Origin of the sequence: Sorlinia euscelidii (assembly GCF_036452135.1) — a bacterium.
Taxonomy (GTDB): Bacteria; Pseudomonadota; Alphaproteobacteria; order Acetobacterales; family Acetobacteraceae; genus Sorlinia; species Sorlinia euscelidii.
In genome coordinates this window covers 119,231-137,432 of the sequence record NZ_JAWJZZ010000004.1, presented here as the reverse complement: position 1 = coordinate 137,432, position 18,202 = coordinate 119,231, and the positions used below count along the sequence as shown (strand labels likewise).

Annotated in this window: 15 protein-coding genes; 10 read left to right on the top strand and 5 right to left on the bottom strand. The window is 57.8% G+C overall.

Annotation, left to right across the window (positions count from 1 at the left end):
• Positions 1-10: 10 nt before the first annotated feature.
• Both pstA and pstC read right to left on the bottom strand, forming a co-directional pair.
• Positions 11-823, bottom strand: a complete 813-nt coding sequence (gene pstA, locus CGLAMM_RS08685) for a phosphate ABC transporter permease PstA (RefSeq protein ID WP_394819063.1) — start codon at positions 821-823, stop codon at positions 11-13.
• 71 nt (positions 824-894) lie between these two features.
• Complete coding sequence (pstC, locus tag CGLAMM_RS08680) at positions 895-1,869, bottom strand: phosphate ABC transporter permease subunit PstC (RefSeq protein WP_418115606.1); 975 nt, start codon at positions 1,867-1,869, stop codon at positions 895-897.
• Positions 1,870-2,312: 443 nt separating this feature from the next.
• Between pstC and CGLAMM_RS08675 the strand changes: the two genes are divergently transcribed.
• On the top strand, positions 2,313-4,823 hold the full coding sequence (locus CGLAMM_RS08675) for a glycosyltransferase family 2 protein (protein WP_394818565.1): 2,511 nt from the start codon (positions 2,313-2,315) through the stop codon (positions 4,821-4,823).
• Between the two features lie 30 nt (positions 4,824-4,853).
• Here the strand turns inward: CGLAMM_RS08675 and CGLAMM_RS08670 are convergent, their stop codons facing one another.
• The gene (locus tag CGLAMM_RS08670; RefSeq protein ID WP_394818566.1) at positions 4,854-6,068 is read right to left on the bottom strand and encodes an MFS transporter; all 1,215 of its coding nucleotides are present in this window, start codon (positions 6,066-6,068) and stop codon (positions 4,854-4,856) included.
• Between the two features lie 342 nt (positions 6,069-6,410).
• Here CGLAMM_RS08670 and dps point away from each other — a divergent pair, with 342 nt between their 5' ends.
• Positions 6,411-6,947 (top strand): DNA starvation/stationary phase protection protein Dps, encoded by a 537-nt coding sequence (gene dps, locus CGLAMM_RS08665; protein WP_394818567.1) that lies wholly within the window; start codon positions 6,411-6,413, stop codon positions 6,945-6,947.
• A gap of 547 nt (positions 6,948-7,494) precedes the next feature.
• On the opposite strand, the gene CGLAMM_RS08660 is transcribed toward dps, so the two are convergent.
• Complete coding sequence (locus CGLAMM_RS08660; protein ID WP_394818568.1) at positions 7,495-7,692, bottom strand: hypothetical protein; 198 nt, start codon at positions 7,690-7,692, stop codon at positions 7,495-7,497.
• 489 nt (positions 7,693-8,181) lie between these two features.
• Between CGLAMM_RS08660 and CGLAMM_RS08655 the strand changes: the two genes are divergently transcribed.
• From CGLAMM_RS08655 to CGLAMM_RS08630, 6 genes are all read left to right on the top strand, one after another.
• Positions 8,182-8,469, top strand: a complete 288-nt coding sequence (locus CGLAMM_RS08655; protein ID WP_394818569.1) for a 2Fe-2S iron-sulfur cluster-binding protein — start codon at positions 8,182-8,184, stop codon at positions 8,467-8,469.
• A gap of 40 nt (positions 8,470-8,509) precedes the next feature.
• On the top strand, positions 8,510-9,274 hold the full coding sequence (locus tag CGLAMM_RS08650; protein WP_394818570.1) for an iron-containing redox enzyme family protein: 765 nt from the start codon (positions 8,510-8,512) through the stop codon (positions 9,272-9,274).
• Between the two features lie 23 nt (positions 9,275-9,297).
• Positions 9,298-11,961, top strand: coding sequence for an ATP-grasp domain-containing protein (locus CGLAMM_RS08645; protein ID WP_394818571.1), 2,664 nt, complete (start codon positions 9,298-9,300; stop codon positions 11,959-11,961).
• On the top strand, positions 11,958-13,250 hold the full coding sequence (locus CGLAMM_RS08640) for an ATP-grasp domain-containing protein (protein WP_394818572.1): 1,293 nt from the start codon (positions 11,958-11,960) through the stop codon (positions 13,248-13,250). The genes CGLAMM_RS08645 and CGLAMM_RS08640 overlap by 4 nt, the downstream gene beginning before the upstream one ends.
• On the top strand, positions 13,247-14,149 hold the full coding sequence (locus tag CGLAMM_RS08635; RefSeq protein ID WP_394818573.1) for an EamA family transporter: 903 nt from the start codon (positions 13,247-13,249) through the stop codon (positions 14,147-14,149). The genes CGLAMM_RS08640 and CGLAMM_RS08635 overlap by 4 nt, the downstream gene beginning before the upstream one ends.
• A gap of 198 nt (positions 14,150-14,347) precedes the next feature.
• The gene (locus CGLAMM_RS08630) at positions 14,348-15,679 is read left to right on the top strand and encodes an aminotransferase class V-fold PLP-dependent enzyme (protein WP_394818574.1); all 1,332 of its coding nucleotides are present in this window, start codon (positions 14,348-14,350) and stop codon (positions 15,677-15,679) included.
• 474 nt (positions 15,680-16,153) lie between these two features.
• Here CGLAMM_RS08630 and CGLAMM_RS08625 read toward each other — a convergent pair whose 3' ends face one another.
• On the bottom strand, positions 16,154-16,600 hold the full coding sequence (locus tag CGLAMM_RS08625; protein ID WP_394818575.1) for a winged helix-turn-helix transcriptional regulator: 447 nt from the start codon (positions 16,598-16,600) through the stop codon (positions 16,154-16,156).
• A gap of 111 nt (positions 16,601-16,711) precedes the next feature.
• Here CGLAMM_RS08625 and CGLAMM_RS08620 point away from each other — a divergent pair, with 111 nt between their 5' ends.
• Together CGLAMM_RS08620 and CGLAMM_RS08615 are read left to right on the top strand one after the other, a co-directional pair.
• Positions 16,712-17,617, top strand: coding sequence for an MFS transporter (locus tag CGLAMM_RS08620; RefSeq protein ID WP_418115605.1), 906 nt, complete (start codon positions 16,712-16,714; stop codon positions 17,615-17,617).
• Positions 17,524-17,946: an MFS transporter gene (locus CGLAMM_RS08615; RefSeq protein WP_418115604.1), complete on the top strand. Its 423-nt coding sequence runs from the start codon at positions 17,524-17,526 to the stop codon at positions 17,944-17,946. The genes CGLAMM_RS08620 and CGLAMM_RS08615 overlap by 94 nt, the downstream gene beginning before the upstream one ends.
• Positions 17,947-18,202 lie beyond the last annotated feature (256 nt).

The window sequence follows — 18,202 nt, the reverse complement described above, 5'->3', positions numbered from 1 at the left end:
TGCCTATCCTTTAACGACCAGTGTCGCGAATACAGAACCGTGCGATAATATTGATGCCCAGCACGCCAATCGTCACGATCAGCGCGCCTGCCCAGGCAAGGCGAACCCAATCCTCATATGAGGCCCCGGCATATTGATATATGGCGAGGGGAAGACTTGCCATCGGCCGGTTCAGGCTGAATGACCAGTTCTGATTTCCCAGCGATGTAAATAAAAGCGGAGCTGTCTCCCCACTGACCCGCGCCAGTGCCAGCAGGATGCCGGTCAGCACGCCGGGCGCGGCGGCGCGCAGGCATAAAAGCAGCACGACGCGCCATTGCGTGGCCCCGAGGGCCGAGCCGGCCTCACGCATCGCAACCGGCACGAGGCGCAGCATATCCTCCGTCGTGCGCACGATGATCGGCACAGCCAGGATGGCCAGCGCCACCGCCCCCGCGAAACCGGAAAAACGATGGAAGGGTGCGACAAGGATCAGATAAACGAAAAGTCCGATCAGAATGGAAGGCGCGGAGAGAAGCACATCGGAAACAAAGCGCACCGTAAAAGCGAGGCGCCCGCCGCTTCGACATTCAGACAGATAGATCCCGCAGCCCAGCCCGATGGGCGTCGCCATTAACAGGCCGATAAATGTCTGGATCAGGCTGCCGATGATCGCATTGGCAAGGCCCGAATGATGGCCCGGCGGTCCCATCGGAACCAGAAACGTCGCCACGGACATGCCGGCGAGGCCATTTTTAAGCAGCGTCCATAAAATGGAGACGAGCACGATGACGAGGCTCACCGTCGCCAGAGTGCCGAGGAGTGTGGCGAAACGGTCCGCCATATGGCGCCGCCGCAGGATACCGCTTTTTCGCCATCCATGCTGCTGGGGATGCGGTGCCTGATGAGGGTGTTTCATGCCTGTTTACCGCGCAGCAGCCAACGTGCTGCACCGAGTGTCGCGAAGGAGAGGACCATCAGGATAAATCCAAGCGCAAGCAGGGATGATAATTTGAGGCTTCCCGCAGCGCTCTCGGGAAATTCGAGCGCGATAAGCGAGGCCACGCTGTTCCGGGGGGAGAAGAGTGACCAGCCCATGATGTTGACATTGCCGATGACGAAGGTCACGGCCATCGTCTCTCCCAGGGCGCGCCCGGTGCCGAGGACGATCCCGCCGATAATCCCCGTCCGCGCCCAGGGCGCCACGATGCGACGCATGACTTCCCACCTGTTGGCGCCCAGGCCGAAAGCACTTTCCCGCAACATGGTCGGCGCGACTTTAAAGACGTCGCACATGATGGCCGTCATGAGCGGCGTGATCATGATTGCAAGGACGATCCCGGCAGACATCAGCCCGAGGCCATAGGCCGGTCCGCTCACAAGATGCTGGATGAAAGGCGTGTGCCGAAAGTAATGATGGAGAAAAGGCTGCACATGACGCGCCATGAAAGGCACTATGACGAAAAACCCCCACATGCCGAAAATAATGGACGGCACGGCAGCAAGGAGCTGAATGGCGGAAGCAAAGGTGGAGGCCACAATGCGCGGTGCAATGAAGGTCAGCCAGAAGGCGGTGCCAAAAGCAATCGGCACGGCAAAGAGCACCGCGATGAAGGTTGATGCCACTGTCCCGAAGACAGGCGCAAGCGCACCATATTGCTGGGTGACCGGGTTCCAGACATTGGAGATAATGAAATTAAGGCCGAAATGGCGGAAGGCGGCGAACCCGCCAACCCCCATACTGACAACGAGCCCGCCCAGAGCGAGCAGCACAATGAGCGCGCAGAGGCACGCTACACCCCGAAAAAGGCGATCCCCTTTCCAAAATGGCGTCTCGCCAATCTGAGGAATGGATCGACCGACGTCTCGAGCATCGGGGATAAGCGCCATATGTGTGTCGGACCCTAACCTGACGGGAAAGCAGACTGAACAATAAAAACCAATCCGCTTTGCTAATGACCCGGTTATAACGCGAATGCGCCTGAAATCGTCAAGGGTTCGAAGCGCGACCCTTACGACGTAGCGGGTCAGGCGCTGCTTGCGCGCCCTGTCATGCAACCCGTTAAGGGGCGTTCCTCACAATGATTTTCCTTGCCTGTTCTTGGGGCAGGGTTTTCCAGCGACCTTTATGCAACGGATTTGTGAAGTTTTTTTGAAAACGCCTCCGACGCCCCATTCACGCGCGCTGCACGACATTGCCACACTGTGAAATAATAAGGCGGCGCGAAATCGGGCGACCATCAGGAAAAGCTTTTTTGACAGCGCATAAGGGAGACACCATACATAAAACAGGGACATTCCCTGTCGATCATTCTCAGGCTACAGGTTCCATCATGACGGCGCAGAATTCACCATTCCGTGGACTGGTTGATTTTTACGAAAACGGTGTGGCACGCGGTTGGGCCATCCATCTCAATCGCCGCGGCCCCCTTCACATCCACGTGCTGATGGATGGGCAGGAAGTCGCCACGGTGGAGGCGGCGGCGGCGCGCCCGGACCTCGGTGGTCTTATGAAATCAGGCGAGCAGAATATCGGATTTACGTTCGAAATCCCCGCGACTTATCTTGACGGTCAGGCACATGCCCTTTCCTTCCGCTTTCCTGATGGCAGCATTGTGCCTGTCAGCGCCTCCGGCAGCGGGCAGGACTTTACGGAAGAGCTTCTGATCGGCGAGTACGCCGCCCAGCAGATTACCGGCTACTTTGAAGGGCTTCGCCAGGGTCAGGTGGTGGGTTGGGTCCTCATCCCGGGGGAAAGCGGGGCGTTGGAAGGCGGGGCAACGGTCGCTTTATCGATTGACGGACGTCATATTGCGCGTGTCAAAGCGGATCGCTTCCGTGGGGATGTCGGTGAATCCCTCGATGCGGACGGGCTCTGTGGTTTCTCAGTGCCCGTGCCCACGGCGTTTCGAGATGGAAAGCCGCATCTTTATGCCGTCACGGTTGAGCCATCAGGCGTGGCGCTTACCAACAGCCCGCTGCGATCATCCATCGCCGACGATCGGCTTGAGGCGGAACTTGTCGATGTGACAGAGACGATTGACCGCCTGCATCGCGATCTCTCAGCGCTGCGTCGCAAAATCCGCGACATTATGCCGCATGGGGGATATAATCTCTCAGATTACGACGCCTGGGCCCGCGCTTACTATGCCCGCCTCCGCACAGCGGTTGATCATGAGCGGACACACGCTCCTCTGCCCCATTCGCCCCGCGTGTCGGTTCTCTGCCCCGTTTACAAGCCCATTCTGACGGATTTTATCCAGGCGGTGCAATCCGTCATGGCGCAGACATACCCGCATTGGGAGCTTATTTTTATTGATGATGGCCGCGCTGATGCGACAATTTCACGCCAGATCGATAATTTCTGCGCGGCGGATAAGCGGATTCGAGTCATCTCGCTCCCGAAAAATCAAGGCATCGCCGGCGCCACCAACGCGGGACTTATGAAAGCGAAAGGCGATTATTTTGCGTTTTTCGACCATGACGACGTGCTGGTTGATGTCGCGCTGGAAGTCATGGTCCGCGCTGCGCTGCGCACAAACGCCCAGTTGCTTTATTCCGACGAAGATAAGATTGACCTGCGTGGGCGCTTCCGCGACCCGAATTTGAAACCGGACTTTTCTTACCGATATTTACTGGGCTGCAATTACATCTGTCATCTGACAATGGTTCACGCGGGGCTCGCCCGCAAAATAGGCCTGCTTGATAGCACTTATAACGGTGCGCAGGACCATGATTTCCTCCTTCGTGCGGTCGAGATATTGCAACCCTCGGACATCTGTCATGTGCGGGATATTCTCTATCACTGGCGCATTACTGAAAATTCGACGGCGGCCAGTCTGAAAAATAAAAGCTATGCCGTTGAAGCGGGGGTGCGGGCTGTCGCGGCGCATCTGAAGCGGCGCGGCCTCAAAGCCAAACCGGCCTCTATCGATAAACTGACGATTTACGACGTGCGCTGGCAATATCGGGCGTCGCCACGCGTGACGATCATCATCCCGTTCAAAGATGAGATCGATATGACGGAACGCTGTGTCACAGCGCTTCTCGACCGCACACAATATGCCGCCTTCGATATTATTCTCATCGATAACTGGTCAGTCACCCCCGTCGCAAAGCGCTTTGTCTCACGCATGCGTAAAATCAAGGGCGTGACGGTTTTACGGGTGGAAGAAGCCTTCAATTTTTCCCGCCTCAATAATTTTGCCGTTCGTCATACAGATGCGCCCTTTATTTTGTTCATGAATAATGATGTCGTCATTGAAAATCACGACTGGCTTCGCCTCATGGTCAATGAGTGTCTCGCGGCGGAGGATGTCGCCGTCGTCGGGAATATGCTGCTTTATAAAGATGAGACCATCCAACATGCCGGTGTCATAATCGGCCCGGATGTGATTGGCGCGCATGCTCATCGCCGCTTTGGACGCCATGATAAGGGCTATATCGGGCGCATCGCTTTGACGCATGAGGTCTCCGCCGTGACGGCGGCCTGCATGCTGGCGCGACGCGACATTTTCCTCGCTGTCGGTGGATTCGATGAGGATCATCTCTCGATCGCTTATAATGACGTCGATCTGTGCCTCAAAATCCGTCAGGCCGGACATCGCGTCCTTTATGTGGCGGACAGCGTGGCCCATCATTATGAAAGCCATTCCCGCGGCACGGATGATCGGCCTGAACATGAGACGCGCTTCTTCCTGGAGACGCAGTTCATGCGGGAGAAATGGGCTGGATATGAGGATTTCGAGGTCGACCCGTATTTTGCGCGTTACTTCCGCACTGATGCCACACCTTTTATGGATCTGCGTCGACCGGAGGAAATCCCCGTGCCGGACAAGCTTTAGGCCCGCTTCATGCGGGCCTCGCCTGTTGGGTCACTCCATCTCGGTTATTGATTTGCCGCTGGTGCGATATTCCTCCGCGACGCTGGCAAGGTAAATCCCAAACCCACCGAGGGATAGAAGCATCCCGACCCAACCAACGGCACTCCAGCCCAGGCCGGACGTAATGGCGATGCCGCCCAGCCACGGCCCGACCGCATTGGCGATGTTAAACGCGCTCTGATTAAGCGCCGCCGCTAATCCTTCAGCCCCCACCGCCACAGCAAGAAGGCGGGAATTGACGACCGTGGCGAGTCCACCACTGGCGCCGATCATAAAGACATTGATGCATAAGGGGATAAAACGGTGCGCTGCCTCCGGGAAGCCCGCCATGGAGGCCGCCCCCATCAGCAGCACGCCGCCCAGCGTCGGCACCATGCGTCGGTCCGCGAGGAAGGCACAGACAACCGTGCCCACCGTCATCCCAACCCCGAAAATCGCGAGGAGCACAGGCAGAAGCGTGGCGGGGACATGGGTCACATGGGTCAGGATCGAAGCGAGGTAGGTGTAGACGCAAAACACCCCCCCGAAACCGACCGCCCCAATTGCCAGTGTCAACCAGACCTGCTTGAGCTTCAAGGCTGACATTTCCGAGACAATGCTCGCATTCTCCCGCGGACGGACATCGGGTGAGAAGCGGGCGATCAGCGCCATGGTGAGGGCGGCCAGGGCGGCGATAAGGGCAAAGGCCCAGCGCCACCCCACAAGCTGCCCGAGGAAATTGGCCAGCGGCACGCCGCAAATGGTCGCTAATGTCAGGCCGAGAATGACACGCCCCACGGCCTGCGACCTTTTATTTGGCGGGACAAGGTAGGAGGCGACAATCCCGGCAATGCCGAAATAAGCCCCGTGCGGCACGCCGCTGAGGAAGCGGAAGATCAGGAATGTCTCAAAATTGGGCGCCAACGCGCTCAGGCCGTTTGCGATGCAATAAAACAACATCATCGCGATCAACATGCGCTTGCGACTCATCCTGGCGGAAAAGAGTGCGATGATGGGCGCGCCGAAGCACACGCCGCAAGCATAGAGGACAATGGCGTAACTGGCCTGCGGGTCCGTCAGGCCGAAACTATGCGCAACCATGGGCACGATGCTCATGGCCGCGAATTCGGCCGTTCCGATCGCGAAGGAACCAAGACCAAGGGCGATAAAAATAATCAGATTTTCTCGGGATGTGCGGGGGATCACATCGTGATGGGAAGCGCCCATAAACTCCTCATTAAGTCTCACCCACCGGCGACAAACGCAGGCTTCGGCAGTCTATGTACCAAGAGCATGCCCCTAGGAAATAGTTAAGCCGGTTCAATGCGTCGATTGACTATTTTTTTATTCAACTCGGCGCGCGCTCAATCGTTCATCCCCGACGACGCGCAACGCGGCGGACAATCATTGGGGGAATCCGCGCGCAATTTAAGTTGTCGCGCCGCAGACCCCTCTTGATTTCAGCGCGCGGGCGCACAACGATTAAGTTTGAAGCCCTTGAAGGTCAGGGAATTTCCCGCGTCAGCGTGGCGGCGGGCTGGCCCAGTTTACAAGGCAAAGGACAATGTGATGACTTCCAGAAATATGATGCACACGACGCAGAATAACCTTAAATCCAATGCCAAAGCGGTCTCGATCGAAACGCTCAATGCGCGTCTCGCCGATCTGATTGATCTTTCGCTCATCACGAAGCAGGCGCATTGGAATTTAAAGGGGCCACAATTTATCGGCATCCATGAAATGCTTGATGGCTTCCGAGACAGTATCGACGCCCTTGTCGATGAAGTGGCGGAACGCGTGGTGCAACTTGGCGGGACCGCCCTCGGCACGGCGCAAGATGTGACCAGCACATCCTCCTGCAAACCGTATCCGACCGATATTTCCATGATTTCCGACCATGTGGCCGCGCTGATTGATCGTTATGGCACCGTCGCCAATAATGTTCGCGACGCGATTGACAAAACGGATGATGCTGGCGACGCCGACACAGCAGACCTCTTCACGGAAGCATCGCGCGCCCTTGACAAGCATCTGTGGTTTTTGGAAGCCCACGTCCAGGCGCCGACGGGCACCATGCGGGATGGCGACCATAATGGCGCACGTTAAACGGAACTTATAAAATGAAAACGCCCCTTCGGGGGCGTTTTTTTGCCTGAAAAAGCGTCAGCAATTATTTGGGTGAGGCCCCTGTAACGTCCAGCATGCCTGACTGGCTGGCGCAACATTCGCGTGCCCAATGCGCCGCCGCGCTGCGGATCGGAACTGCGCGCTGCCTGCGTTTTCAAAGCCACAAAAAGCCTTTCATCAATTGACCGTGCTAATGGGACAGGTCCGAACACATGGCTCCGGACGGATCGGCGCTGCCCGATGACCGCGCCCATGCGGATTGGAACAGGCCGCTTGACCGCCTGTGGCAAGACGGACGCAGTCCTGCGAATCATCGAAAACGTCACCGCCGCGATGACGGTCGACAAACCATGGCGCTTTGACCAACATTTGAAGATGATCCGGCCTTGGCACGACCCGGGCGTAACGCGCTTTAACGACTCAGCGCCTCCCCTTGGCGATTCGAAGCAATGCGCGGCGATGGGGGGACGTTCCTATGCCGGCATTTGCCAACTGCCGGTTCGCGCAGGGCCGCCAATATGACACGTCACGGCCGGGCAAGATGATAGTGACCGTCAGAAGCACCTCTCCATCGCGCGGCCGCTTCACGCGACTCATTATAGTTCAGCAGCCATGGCAGAGCCGCGTGTGACCCGGGCCTGATGAGGCTCGTCGCGACCATCCGGTAATCACGCGTCACGTTTGAGGCCGATTGCATCATGCCCGCGTCACCCGGGCTGCGCATGGTCCTGGCTCACGCGCGGAGCGGCACGTTGCGTAATCAGAATTTGGCAGGGGCCTTGAAGGATGTCTCTACCGACTCGAGTCGGGCGATTCGCCTCATGGTCGAGGGGCAATGCGAGATCACGATGTCGCGCGGAACATGAACGACTTGTAATGTTGATATGAAATTAAGCCGCCACTTCCGGGGACCAGTCGTTCGATACTAACCGGGATGGAAGTTCTTCGGATTAATGAGGGGCAAAAATATTTCCTGTGAAATCGATCAGTAGCAAAGCTCTTAAAGTCAGCAACCTTAAGTTGCGTTTGGGCTGCTCTACACGCCAGAGGACTGAAATCCCTTCCCCTAATATACGAGAACTATCTGTGTCTGAACTTTTCGTGAATAAAATGCAGTAGCATTTTGAAACTAGATTGTTATGCTCGCCCTCAGGTTTGAGAGCCCCGACAACTCAGGCGGGCATGCTCACAACGGCTTCGGGGAACAGGACACATGTTCAAAATCAAGATGATGCCAAGCGAGACCGAGGTGCTGCTTCCGGCAGGGGTGCAATTGACGGAGTTGGAACACGAACTGCGTGAGGACAACATTCCGTTCGGCTGTAAATCAGGTGCTTGCGGCGCATGTGTCATCGAGGTGTTGGACGGCCTCGCAAATCTCAACAGTAAAGAAGAAGACGAGGACGAATTTCTAGAGATGCTTGGCTTCTCTGGTCCAGGCTTCAGGCTGGCATGTCAATGCCAACTGAATGGTGCGGTCACATTACGTGTCGCGAAATAAAACTATTCGATTTTTGGTTGAAAAACGAAAGGAAATTGTCGTGAGTATTCAAAATCGTGTGAAGCATGTGGGTTATGACCATGATGGTGCACCTTACATTAACGCGCAGCGTTCCGCGCAATTGCGTGCGGAAATTGATGCCATCATCGATCGCCAGGTTGATAACTGGTATGAAACCGTGCCTTACGCCGCGCACCTTGAAGGCAAGACGGTCAACTCCGCCTATTATCAACGTCACCTGATCGAGACCGCATGGCGCATCCGGCTCCTCCGTGTCGCGGAGTCCAAGGCTTTGGCGGAAATAGCCAAAATAAGTCCGCGGGCCGCGCAGATCTGGGCGAATTATGAAAATGAAGAAATGCTCCATGACGAGCTGTTCATTCAGGATCTGACGCGCGCGGGCGTATCCCGGGAGACCTTCCTGTCCACCGAGCCCTATCTGTCGACCAAGCTGCTGGTTGGTTACTTTTCCTACCTGCTCGACCATGAGGGTCCGTTAGGTGTCGTCGCCTACTCCTATCTGGTGGAATATGTGAATGTGAAGCTGGAGCCACGCAAGATCGAGGCGCTCAAGGAATCTATCGGCGAGCAGAACATCTCCGGGCAGATCTCCCACTCCCACACGGACATTAATGACGATCATCCTGGCGAAGTCTGGCAGGCCGTGCGCCACCTGCTGCGCAGTGAGGAAGATATCGCGTCACTGAAACGCTACCTCCGGGAGCATCAGGACATTCTGGCGATGTACTTCAAAGAGCTTCACGACGACAAGGTCGGCGCGCTGACCGAGACGCTCGCCGCATAAAATCAGCTAAAGGAGTACGCATCATGGAGAACGGTGGCGTTCTTATCTTGAGCCATTGCGGCTTCTCATTCGCGGAAGATCTTATTGCTGCGATTGAGAAACGGGGTTTGCATCCGTGGGTGCTGAGTTCCAGGCCATTGCCTGAGCACGGGGATCAGCGTTTGCAGATCCTCCGATCAAAGGCATCGCTCCTCTTCACCGTGGATTCCCACGAGCTAAAGCAAGGCGATGTTCTGAACACCATCGATTCTCTCCACCGGCAGGGCCTTCACGTGCGGGCATGCATCTCAGTGTGGGAGGGTTACCGACACTTGATGGCCTATGCCAATGAAAGGCTGGAGGTGCAGGACGTAGCGCCTGCCCTCGTGCCGCTACTGCGCAACAAACTCTATGTCAGAAACGTCCTGCACGCCGCGGGCCTCAGCCAGGTCAAAGCCGAGACGTTGACACCTGAACGCCTGCAAACCCTGCAGGGGACAGGCACTGACTATTTTATCAAGCCGATCCAGGGTGTCGCGTCCTACGGCACCTTCAAGCTGACGCCGGATCTGACCTGGTCGACGCTTGAACGGATTTCTGAACAGATTCGTCAGGATACGGTCTACGCCAATGTCATTGGCAACGGCGTGGAGTTTCTCGTCGAGGACTATCTGGACGGGGCCGAGTTCAGCTTCGAGGTGCTGGTGCTGGGAGGGGAAGCTTTTATCCTCGCCATCCACGAAAAATGTGGTCTGACCGAGAATCAAGTCACCGTCCTTGAGGATAGTTGCACGAGCCCACCGATTTCCATCGGCCGGGAAGCGATTGCCGCTGGCATAAGGTGGATACGGAGCGCTCTGCATTGTCTGGAGGTGAATGATGGCTGCTTCCACATCGAGACCCGTTTCAACGGAAGTCGATGGGATCTGATTGAGGCCAACCCGCGTATCGGTGGCAGCCTGATTTCCCACAGCGTCGAGGCGCTGAATGGCGAGGCCAGTATGTTGACGCTCTGGCTCGACTTACTGCTGGAAGGCGCGGCCTTGCGTCCCACCCTGCAGCGACTGAGCTACCCGGATAGTGGCGAGGTGCCGGGTGAGACAGCCACGTTCTTCCGCGTTTATTTCGCGTCGCCAGGGCGCATTGAGCGCATCATTGAAAACCCGATGCCATGGTCGCCACGGATCAAACAGGTCCTGTTGCAGGCGGGAGACGAAATACCCGATGCCGCGCGCGAAGTCTTCCTCGGCCAGTTCCTCTGGCAATTGCCGAGGCAAGAGCATCAAACGGCGTTCCCGACTCTTCTGGCCAGATCCGCCGAGGCTCTTCAGATCGTCTATGAGCCGACTGCGGTTGAGGCTGGCACTTCGTCGCCGCTGCTGCTGATTGTCGATTACAATCTTTCACGCGTCGGTGATGTCGCCCACATCGTGCATCTCGTCCGCGACACGTACGGCGCGGGAACCGTCCTTGTCCGACATCGGCCCGGAGAACTCGACAGAGCCCTATGCGACCATGTCGTCGATCTTGACCCGCTGGCACCGGACTTTGCTGAACAGGCTCTGCTGCAATTGCAGCCCCTGCATTCCCGCCTCAAGGCAGGCCTGGTTTTCTCCGACAATGCCGTTCAGAGTGGCGCGCTGTTGCTGGAGAAACTGGGACTGCCGGTCGATTCGGCGACGCTTGCCGCGGGTGCCTACAGCAAAAAGGCTTATCGCAAAGCAGAGACCGGCATTCGGGATCTGTTGAAAGCCCAGCGGGTGATGGCGCCAGCCCATGCTGAAATCCGGTCTCTTGAAGATCTGTACGCTTTCGCAGCCGGATATCCTCAGGGATTCGTCGTTAAACCGTCATGTGAAGGCAATAATCGCGGTGTCGTCGCCGTCCGCCAGGGGGATGATCTGGAGACGGCGTTTAATAAGGTCGTTCCCTATCTTTCAGGCGGCGTCCTCTGCGAGAGATTGATCCCTTACGAGCGCGAATATTCCTATGATGGTGTCGGCGAGACCTTTTTTATCACGGAAAAGGTCAGCGCCCCGAGACCTTACCCGGTTGAGGTCGCGCAAATTCTGCCGGCGCGCTTGAATGAGACGGAGCGCGCCAGCCTGATGCGGGCGGGACGTTTGGCCAACCTTCTGGTCGGCCAGCGCCGCGGCCCTTTCCATAATGAGATCAAATTAAGCGATGATGGCGCCGAGGCCGCCGTCGTGGAGCCCAACCGGCGTCCGGCGGGGATGAAGATCTGGACGCTTGCCAGGGCCGTTTATGGCATTGATTTCTATCATTTGTGGGTCGATTCAGCCTGGGGGCATCCGCATGATGTCACCCTTCCCCCCTCCTCAAAGCAGGCCGCCACAGTCATGCTCGGGGTACCCACAGACGGCGATTTCACCCCGCTTTCACCCGCCCTGGGCGCTGCCATATTCGACCGTGTTCTTCTTGAGTCGGCGACGGCTTTGGGCATCCCCACCATGGCCTGTCGGCAATTGGAATTCGCGTGGATGCACACGGAGGAGCGCTTCATACCGGCCTTACCGCGCGACAACGCCGATTTTGCCGCCTCGGCCTGCTTCCTTCTGGAGGACTCCACGGCAGACATCCGTCAACTCGTCAACGTTGTTCAATGCCGGTGGCTTCTCGCCCTGACTGAGCATGAGAGTAGCTTCTTTGCGCAGCATGAACCGGCTCATGAGAGGGCTTACGCATGAATATCCTCATCCTCCACCGCGTGCCTTATCAGCGCATCGATTATGCCAAAGGGATCGACCACCATCTTCATCACGTCACTTATTTCGGTGTGCAGAGCATTCTGGATAGTTTACCGGACGCGCTTCCGTGCAGACGTGTCGCGCGGCCTGGCGATGCCACCGCCTATGAAGAGGCGCGCGACTGGATCGAAAAAAACCCTCAATCGTTTGATCGGATCATCTCGCTGTCCGAATATGAACTTCTGGACGCAGCGAAACTGCGTGCATGGCTGGGGGTTCCGGGCGCCTCGGTCGCCGATGTCACGCTTGTGCGGGACAAGGTGCTGATGAAGCATGCCGTCAGCGAGGCCGGACTTCGGGTTCCGCAATTTCTGCCATTGCCGTCACTGCTTGACGGCGCGGGACGCGCGCCGTGGACGGGCACCACCGTGCTTAAGCCACATAATGGCGCGTCGAGCGAGGATGTCAGGGTTTTCAGTTCCCCAAACCAGGCCCGCGCAGCGGTCAAGTTCCGTACAAGCGGGATCGCACGACTGGACAACGCACCCTCAGCCATCTCGGATTATGAGGTTGAGGAGTTCGTGACCGGCGACATCCTCCATTTTGACGGGCTGGTGGCGAATGGTCAGCTCCTGACAATCACGGCCAGCCGCTATGTCGGCACCTGCCTTGACTTTGCTCAGGGCGAACCGCTCGGGTCGTACCATTTTCCCATCATGCCATTCCAGCGGGAATGGGCCGCGAGGGTGCTCGCCGCCGTGGGCATCCGACAGGGCAGTTTCCATCTGGAAGCTATTGAACAGGAGGGGCTTGTCTTCCTCGAAGTCGGCAATAGGGTCGGGGGGGCTGATGTCGTGGAGACGTTTGAGCGCGCGACTGGCGTCCATATGCCGTCGCAGGAACTGGCCATTCTACTTGATGGCAGGCCGCTGCGCCCTCTGCCCCTGACGCAGACATCGCCCATCTGGCACGGCTGGTTCGTTTTTCCCGGACATGTGCATGCTGGAGAGCCCTATCACGGCATCGCCGGTATTGATCAGTTCCGCGATGATCCCTCCGTCATCCGGTGGGCGGAATTGCCGCCAGGGACGCCGCAAAGTGATAAAACGACATACTCGGCGTACGAGGCCCCCTTGGCCGGCATCATCGGCCATGCTGATTGGCGCAGCACCCGGGACTGGATCAAGCAGGTTTTTGAACAGGCAAGCGCGGCAGCGGATCAGGAGCGCGCGCGCACCGCACAGGATGCGCCGCAGCCGGACTTCCGTTTTTCCAGGGTGTCATCATGAGAGCCAGTCACCTGCTCCTTGCCGTGTTGATCACGGCAATCTGGGGCGTCAATTTTTCTGTCATCAAGTTGGGTCTGCAGTCGGTCGATCCTTTTATGCTGGCTGGGATACGCTTTGTGCTGTGCGCTCTTCCGCTGGTGCTGTTCTTCCGCTTTCCCAAAGTCAAGGCCAGTTATGTGGTTGCCTATGGGCTGCTCTTCGGCGTCGGTCTCTGGGGCGTCGTCAATCTTGGGATTCAGGCCGGCCTGTCCGCCGGTATCGCCTCTTTGGTGCTGCAATTCAGCGCTTTCTTCACCATCCTTCTCGGCGCGGCCATCTTCCGGGAATCGGTATCCGGTTACCAATATAGCGGGATCATCATCGCTTTGCTGGGGCTGGCGCTGATCATCACCATCACGGACGGTTCGGTCACGCCCTTCGGCGTCGCGCTGGTCATTGCCGGCGCTGTGTCCTGGAGTGTCGCCAATATTGTGATCAAAAAATCCGGCACCAAAGAGGTTTTCTCATTTCTGGTCTGGTCAAGTCTGTTCTCGCCGATCCCGCTCTTTCTCATCGGTTACCTGCAACATGGCGCCGACATCTATGCGCGGACACTGGCCCAGATGAGCGGGACCGCGATCTTCTCGATCCTGTTCCAGGTCTATCCAACCACGATCTTCGGATATTGGATCTGGAATTCGCTGCTGAAGACCTATCCGGTCTCCACCGTCGCGCCATTATCGCTGCTCGTTCCCGTCTTCGGGCTCCTTGGCTCAGCGCTCATTTTTGATGAGCCGATCGGGATCGTGAAAGGCATGGCGGCGACCCTGATCATCCTCGGGCTGGCGGTCGGACTCTATGGCCGGCAACTCGTTGGCGCCTTTCAAGGAAGCCGCCAGCGCGACGCCTCACATAGCTGACCCCGGCCCCGTCTCGATCTGATTCATCAAGGAGAATCAGCCAGAAACATTTCGCCGCAAGTTTCCCCACGGGCCAAAGCAGATTGGCGCCGCAGGGACAAAGTTTGGATCTGAAGGCGGCAACGCGCCGACCGCGCAATGCCTCGCCAGCCAGGTCCTTAACCCCGCCCTGAATTGAAACAATCAAGGAGTAGAAAAATGGAAACTTCTCGCCGTAAATTCCTTCAAGGGTCCTCGACGATTGCCACTGCGGGCATGATGTTGGGATTGGCCGGCGGCAAAGCGCAGGCTGCACAACGTAAGCCGTCGCTTGACCCGTCCGATTGGAAATCTGTGCGTGCACAGTTCAAGCTTGATCCTAAACTGGCTCATCTGGCCAACTTCTTCCTCGCCTCCTATCCGGCACCTGTGCAGGAAGCGATCGAGCGCTACCGCAACGCGCTCAACGCGAACCCTTACTCCTACCTTGATGATCATATGTTCATGAAGGAACGCGACATGTTGTGGCGCGATGTTGCCCAGGCAACTGCGGAATATGTCGGCGGTAAGCCGGATGAGATCGCCCTCACCGCCAGCACGACATGGGGACTCTCGCTGATCTATAGCGGCCTGCAACTGCGCCCCGGTCAGGAGATCCTGACAACAACGCACGAATTTTACGCGCATCATGAATCCATTCGCCTCGCTGCCGATAAAACGGGCACCAAGGTCCGTAAGGTCACGCTTTATGACACGAGCGCCAAAGCTTCGGCTGATGAGATGGTGAGCCGACTGATCTCCGCCATCCGACCCGAGACGCGGGTTGTGGGCGTCACGTGGGTGCATTCCGGCACGGGCGTCGTGCTTCCCATCCGGGCCGTTGGTGACGCTCTGGCCAAGGTCAATCGTAATCGCGATGACTCGGATCGCGTGTTGCTCGTGGTGGATGGCGTGCATGGTTTCGGCGTGCTTGATGAGGATATTGCGCGCCAGGGAAGCGACTTCTTCTCAGCAGGCACGCATAAATGGATCCTGGGGCCGCACGGCACGGGCATGGTGTGGGGACGCAATGAAAGCTGGGCACTTCTGAAGCCGACCGTTCCTTCTTTGATGGCCAGTGAGCTAATGGCCGCCTGGCGCGAAGGTCACCCGCCGAAAGGGCCTGTTACAGCCGCCCGGATCAGCCCCGGAGGCTTCTTTGCCTATGAACATCAGTGGGCTGTCACTGCGGCCTACGGATTCCATAAAAGCCTTGGCCGCACCCGGATCACCAATCGTATCCTTGACCTTAATGGTTGGCTGATTGAAGGTTTATCGAAGATGAAGCATGTCACAATGCACACGCCTTCCAAACGGGATCTTCATGCTGGCTTTGTCTGCTTCGAGGTGGATCAGATGGCGACTGAAGAGGTCGGCGCACGTCTGCGCAGCAAAGGCATCATCGCAAGTCCATCACCTTATGCGAATCCGTCCGTTCGGTTCGCGGCAGGCATCGTCAATAGCGAGGCCGATATTGAGCGCGCCCTGAAGGCGGTGCGGTCGCTCGCCTGATAAGGTTCCGCTCATGTCGCGGGCTGCAGGCGCGGCCCCGTCCCGCTGGGTGCGCGCGCCCGGCAGGATGGGGCAAGGCGGGTTCCCTGGTCTGTTCATCGCCGACGCGCCAGCAGCTCCGACATTCAGGCAGAAAGCGCCGCTCGGCAGCGCACAATGCGACTCGGCAGCGCGGAAGCGACCCTCCAGGGATCATGCCCGTTCAGGCGAGAGCCTGCCGGGTCCCATCCTTATGCAGAAGCGCGGACATGATGAAGGCTCCGCGACACCGGGCGCTCGCAACGATGAGTCTGCCACATCTGATTGAACCGCCACTGTAACGCCGCGCCGAGGAGGTCGGGCTTCACGGTTCGATGGTGCACCCGGCCGCAATGACTGGCCGGTAATCGCCACAATCCTCGGCTTCAAGGCAAATATCCGACATTGAAAGCGGGATATTAATGCCCAGCCAGCGACCGGTAGAGTCCGCGTCCGTCAGATGACCTTTTCCACATATGCCGCCTCGGGCGTCAAAACAGTTCCGTCCCGCGCGATGGGAATCATCAAAGGCACCGACTTGCCGGTAGCTCTTTCGAGCAAATGGGAATGCCGCTCCCCGCAGGTAAATAAATTGCGCTCGCCCCATTGCCGCAACGCGACCACGATGGGGAAAAGGCGCTCACCCTGAGCCGTCAACACATATTCCTGGTAGGCCGATCCATCTGAAGCGGACTGCGTCTTCAGAATACCCGCATCGACAAGCTTGCGCAGGCGATGCGACAGGATGTTGCGCGCGACTCCCAGACTTCGCTGGATGTCGCCGAAACGGCGATGGCCATCAAAAGCATCGCGCAGGATCAACAGCGACCATCGGTCCCCAAAGATATCGACGGAACGCGCGATGGGACAAGGTTCGTAGAGTTTTGGCTTGCGCTTAGACATAGAACATCCGGGTTTTCAGTTAAGTGACCTCTGATGAGTTGCTTTTTAAAACTAAGTGACGTAGCATTCAACTAGTTGTATTTTGCAACCGAATTATCTGGATGGCGGAACATGAAAGTTTCTTCCGAAACGTCGGCATTGCCCAATCGGGACTCTGCCTCTTCCCGAAAGTCGACCATGTCGCGCGGGTTAACGGTGATGTTTGCGATCGCCAGCGGTATGAGCGTCGCGAACGTCTATTTTGCGCAGCCTCTGCTGGACACGTTGGCGCACGATTTTTCCATCAGCCGTGCTGTTGTCGGCGGTGTGGTGACCTCAACGCAGGTGGGTTGCGCTTTGGCCTTGTTGCTGTTGGTACCGCTCGGCGACCGCGTTGATCGTCGCCGGTTGATGGCATGGCAGTTGCTGGCGCTCGTCGGCGCGCTCATCGTCGTGGCCACGGCGCCGTCCACGCCGGTGCTGCTGGCCGGAATGCTGGCCGTCGGCATGCTTGGGACGGCAATGACGCAAGGTTTAATTGCCTACGCGGCGAGTGCCGCGCTGCCTGAGGAGCAGGGGCAGGTTGTTGGCATGGTGCAGGGCGGCGTGTTCATCGGCTTGCTTCTGGCCCGCGTTTTTGCTGGCGGAATCAGCGACATCGCCGGTTGGCGCGGCGTATATGTCAGCTCCGCAATCCTCATGCTGGCGATCGCGCTTCCTTTGTGGCGGCGCTTGCCAGCTTTGTCGCGCGACCCGAATGCGCTGAGTTACCCCCGGCTGATCGCCTCAATGCTCACATTGCTGCGGCAGGACAAAGTGCTTCAGGTGCGCGGCATTCTGGCCCTTTTAATGTTTGCAGACTTCAATATTTTCTGGAGCGCACTCGTTTCGCCGTTAAGTGCCCCCCTTATAATTTTCATCACACTGCAATCGGGGCCTTCGGGTTGGCGGGCGCGCTCGGCGCTTTGGCCGCCGCGCGCGCCGGGCATTTCGCCGACCGTGGCTATGCCCAATATACGAGTGCCGCAGCATTATTGATTTTACTGGTTGCGTGGTGGCCGATATCGCTGTTGGGGCAATCCTTATGGGCTTTGGTGATTGGCATTGTGCTGCTCGATCTGGGTGGACAGGCCCTGCACGTCACCAATCAGAGTCTGATCTTCCGCAACCGACCGGAGGCGAGCAGTCGGCTGGTCGGGCTCTATATGATATTTTACGCTGTCGGCAGCGGACTTGGCGCAATCAGCACGACGGTCACTTATGCGCATGCTGGCTGGCAGGGCGTCTGCGTCCTGGGCGCGGCGGTGAGCCTGCTGGCGCTGGCATTCTGGGGGATCACCCGCCTCTTCGCGACCGGCCACAAATAAGGAAGAGGGGTCGCATCCTACCCCACCAGGATCCTGGTGGGGCGTCAATCTGATCGCTTCGGATGCCGATCTCCGTTAGAAGCCATCCCTTTAACGCGCAGTCTGAGGCTGCGCGTTCTGCGTTTCAGAGGGCGGTCACCCTCCACGCTGAGATAAAATATGGCCGCCCAGCAGCCATCGCCACCACGGCGCGACATGATTCGGAGCTAAGCCGAACCCGCATCCTCAGGGCGATCCCGTCCTTCAGGCGATTTTT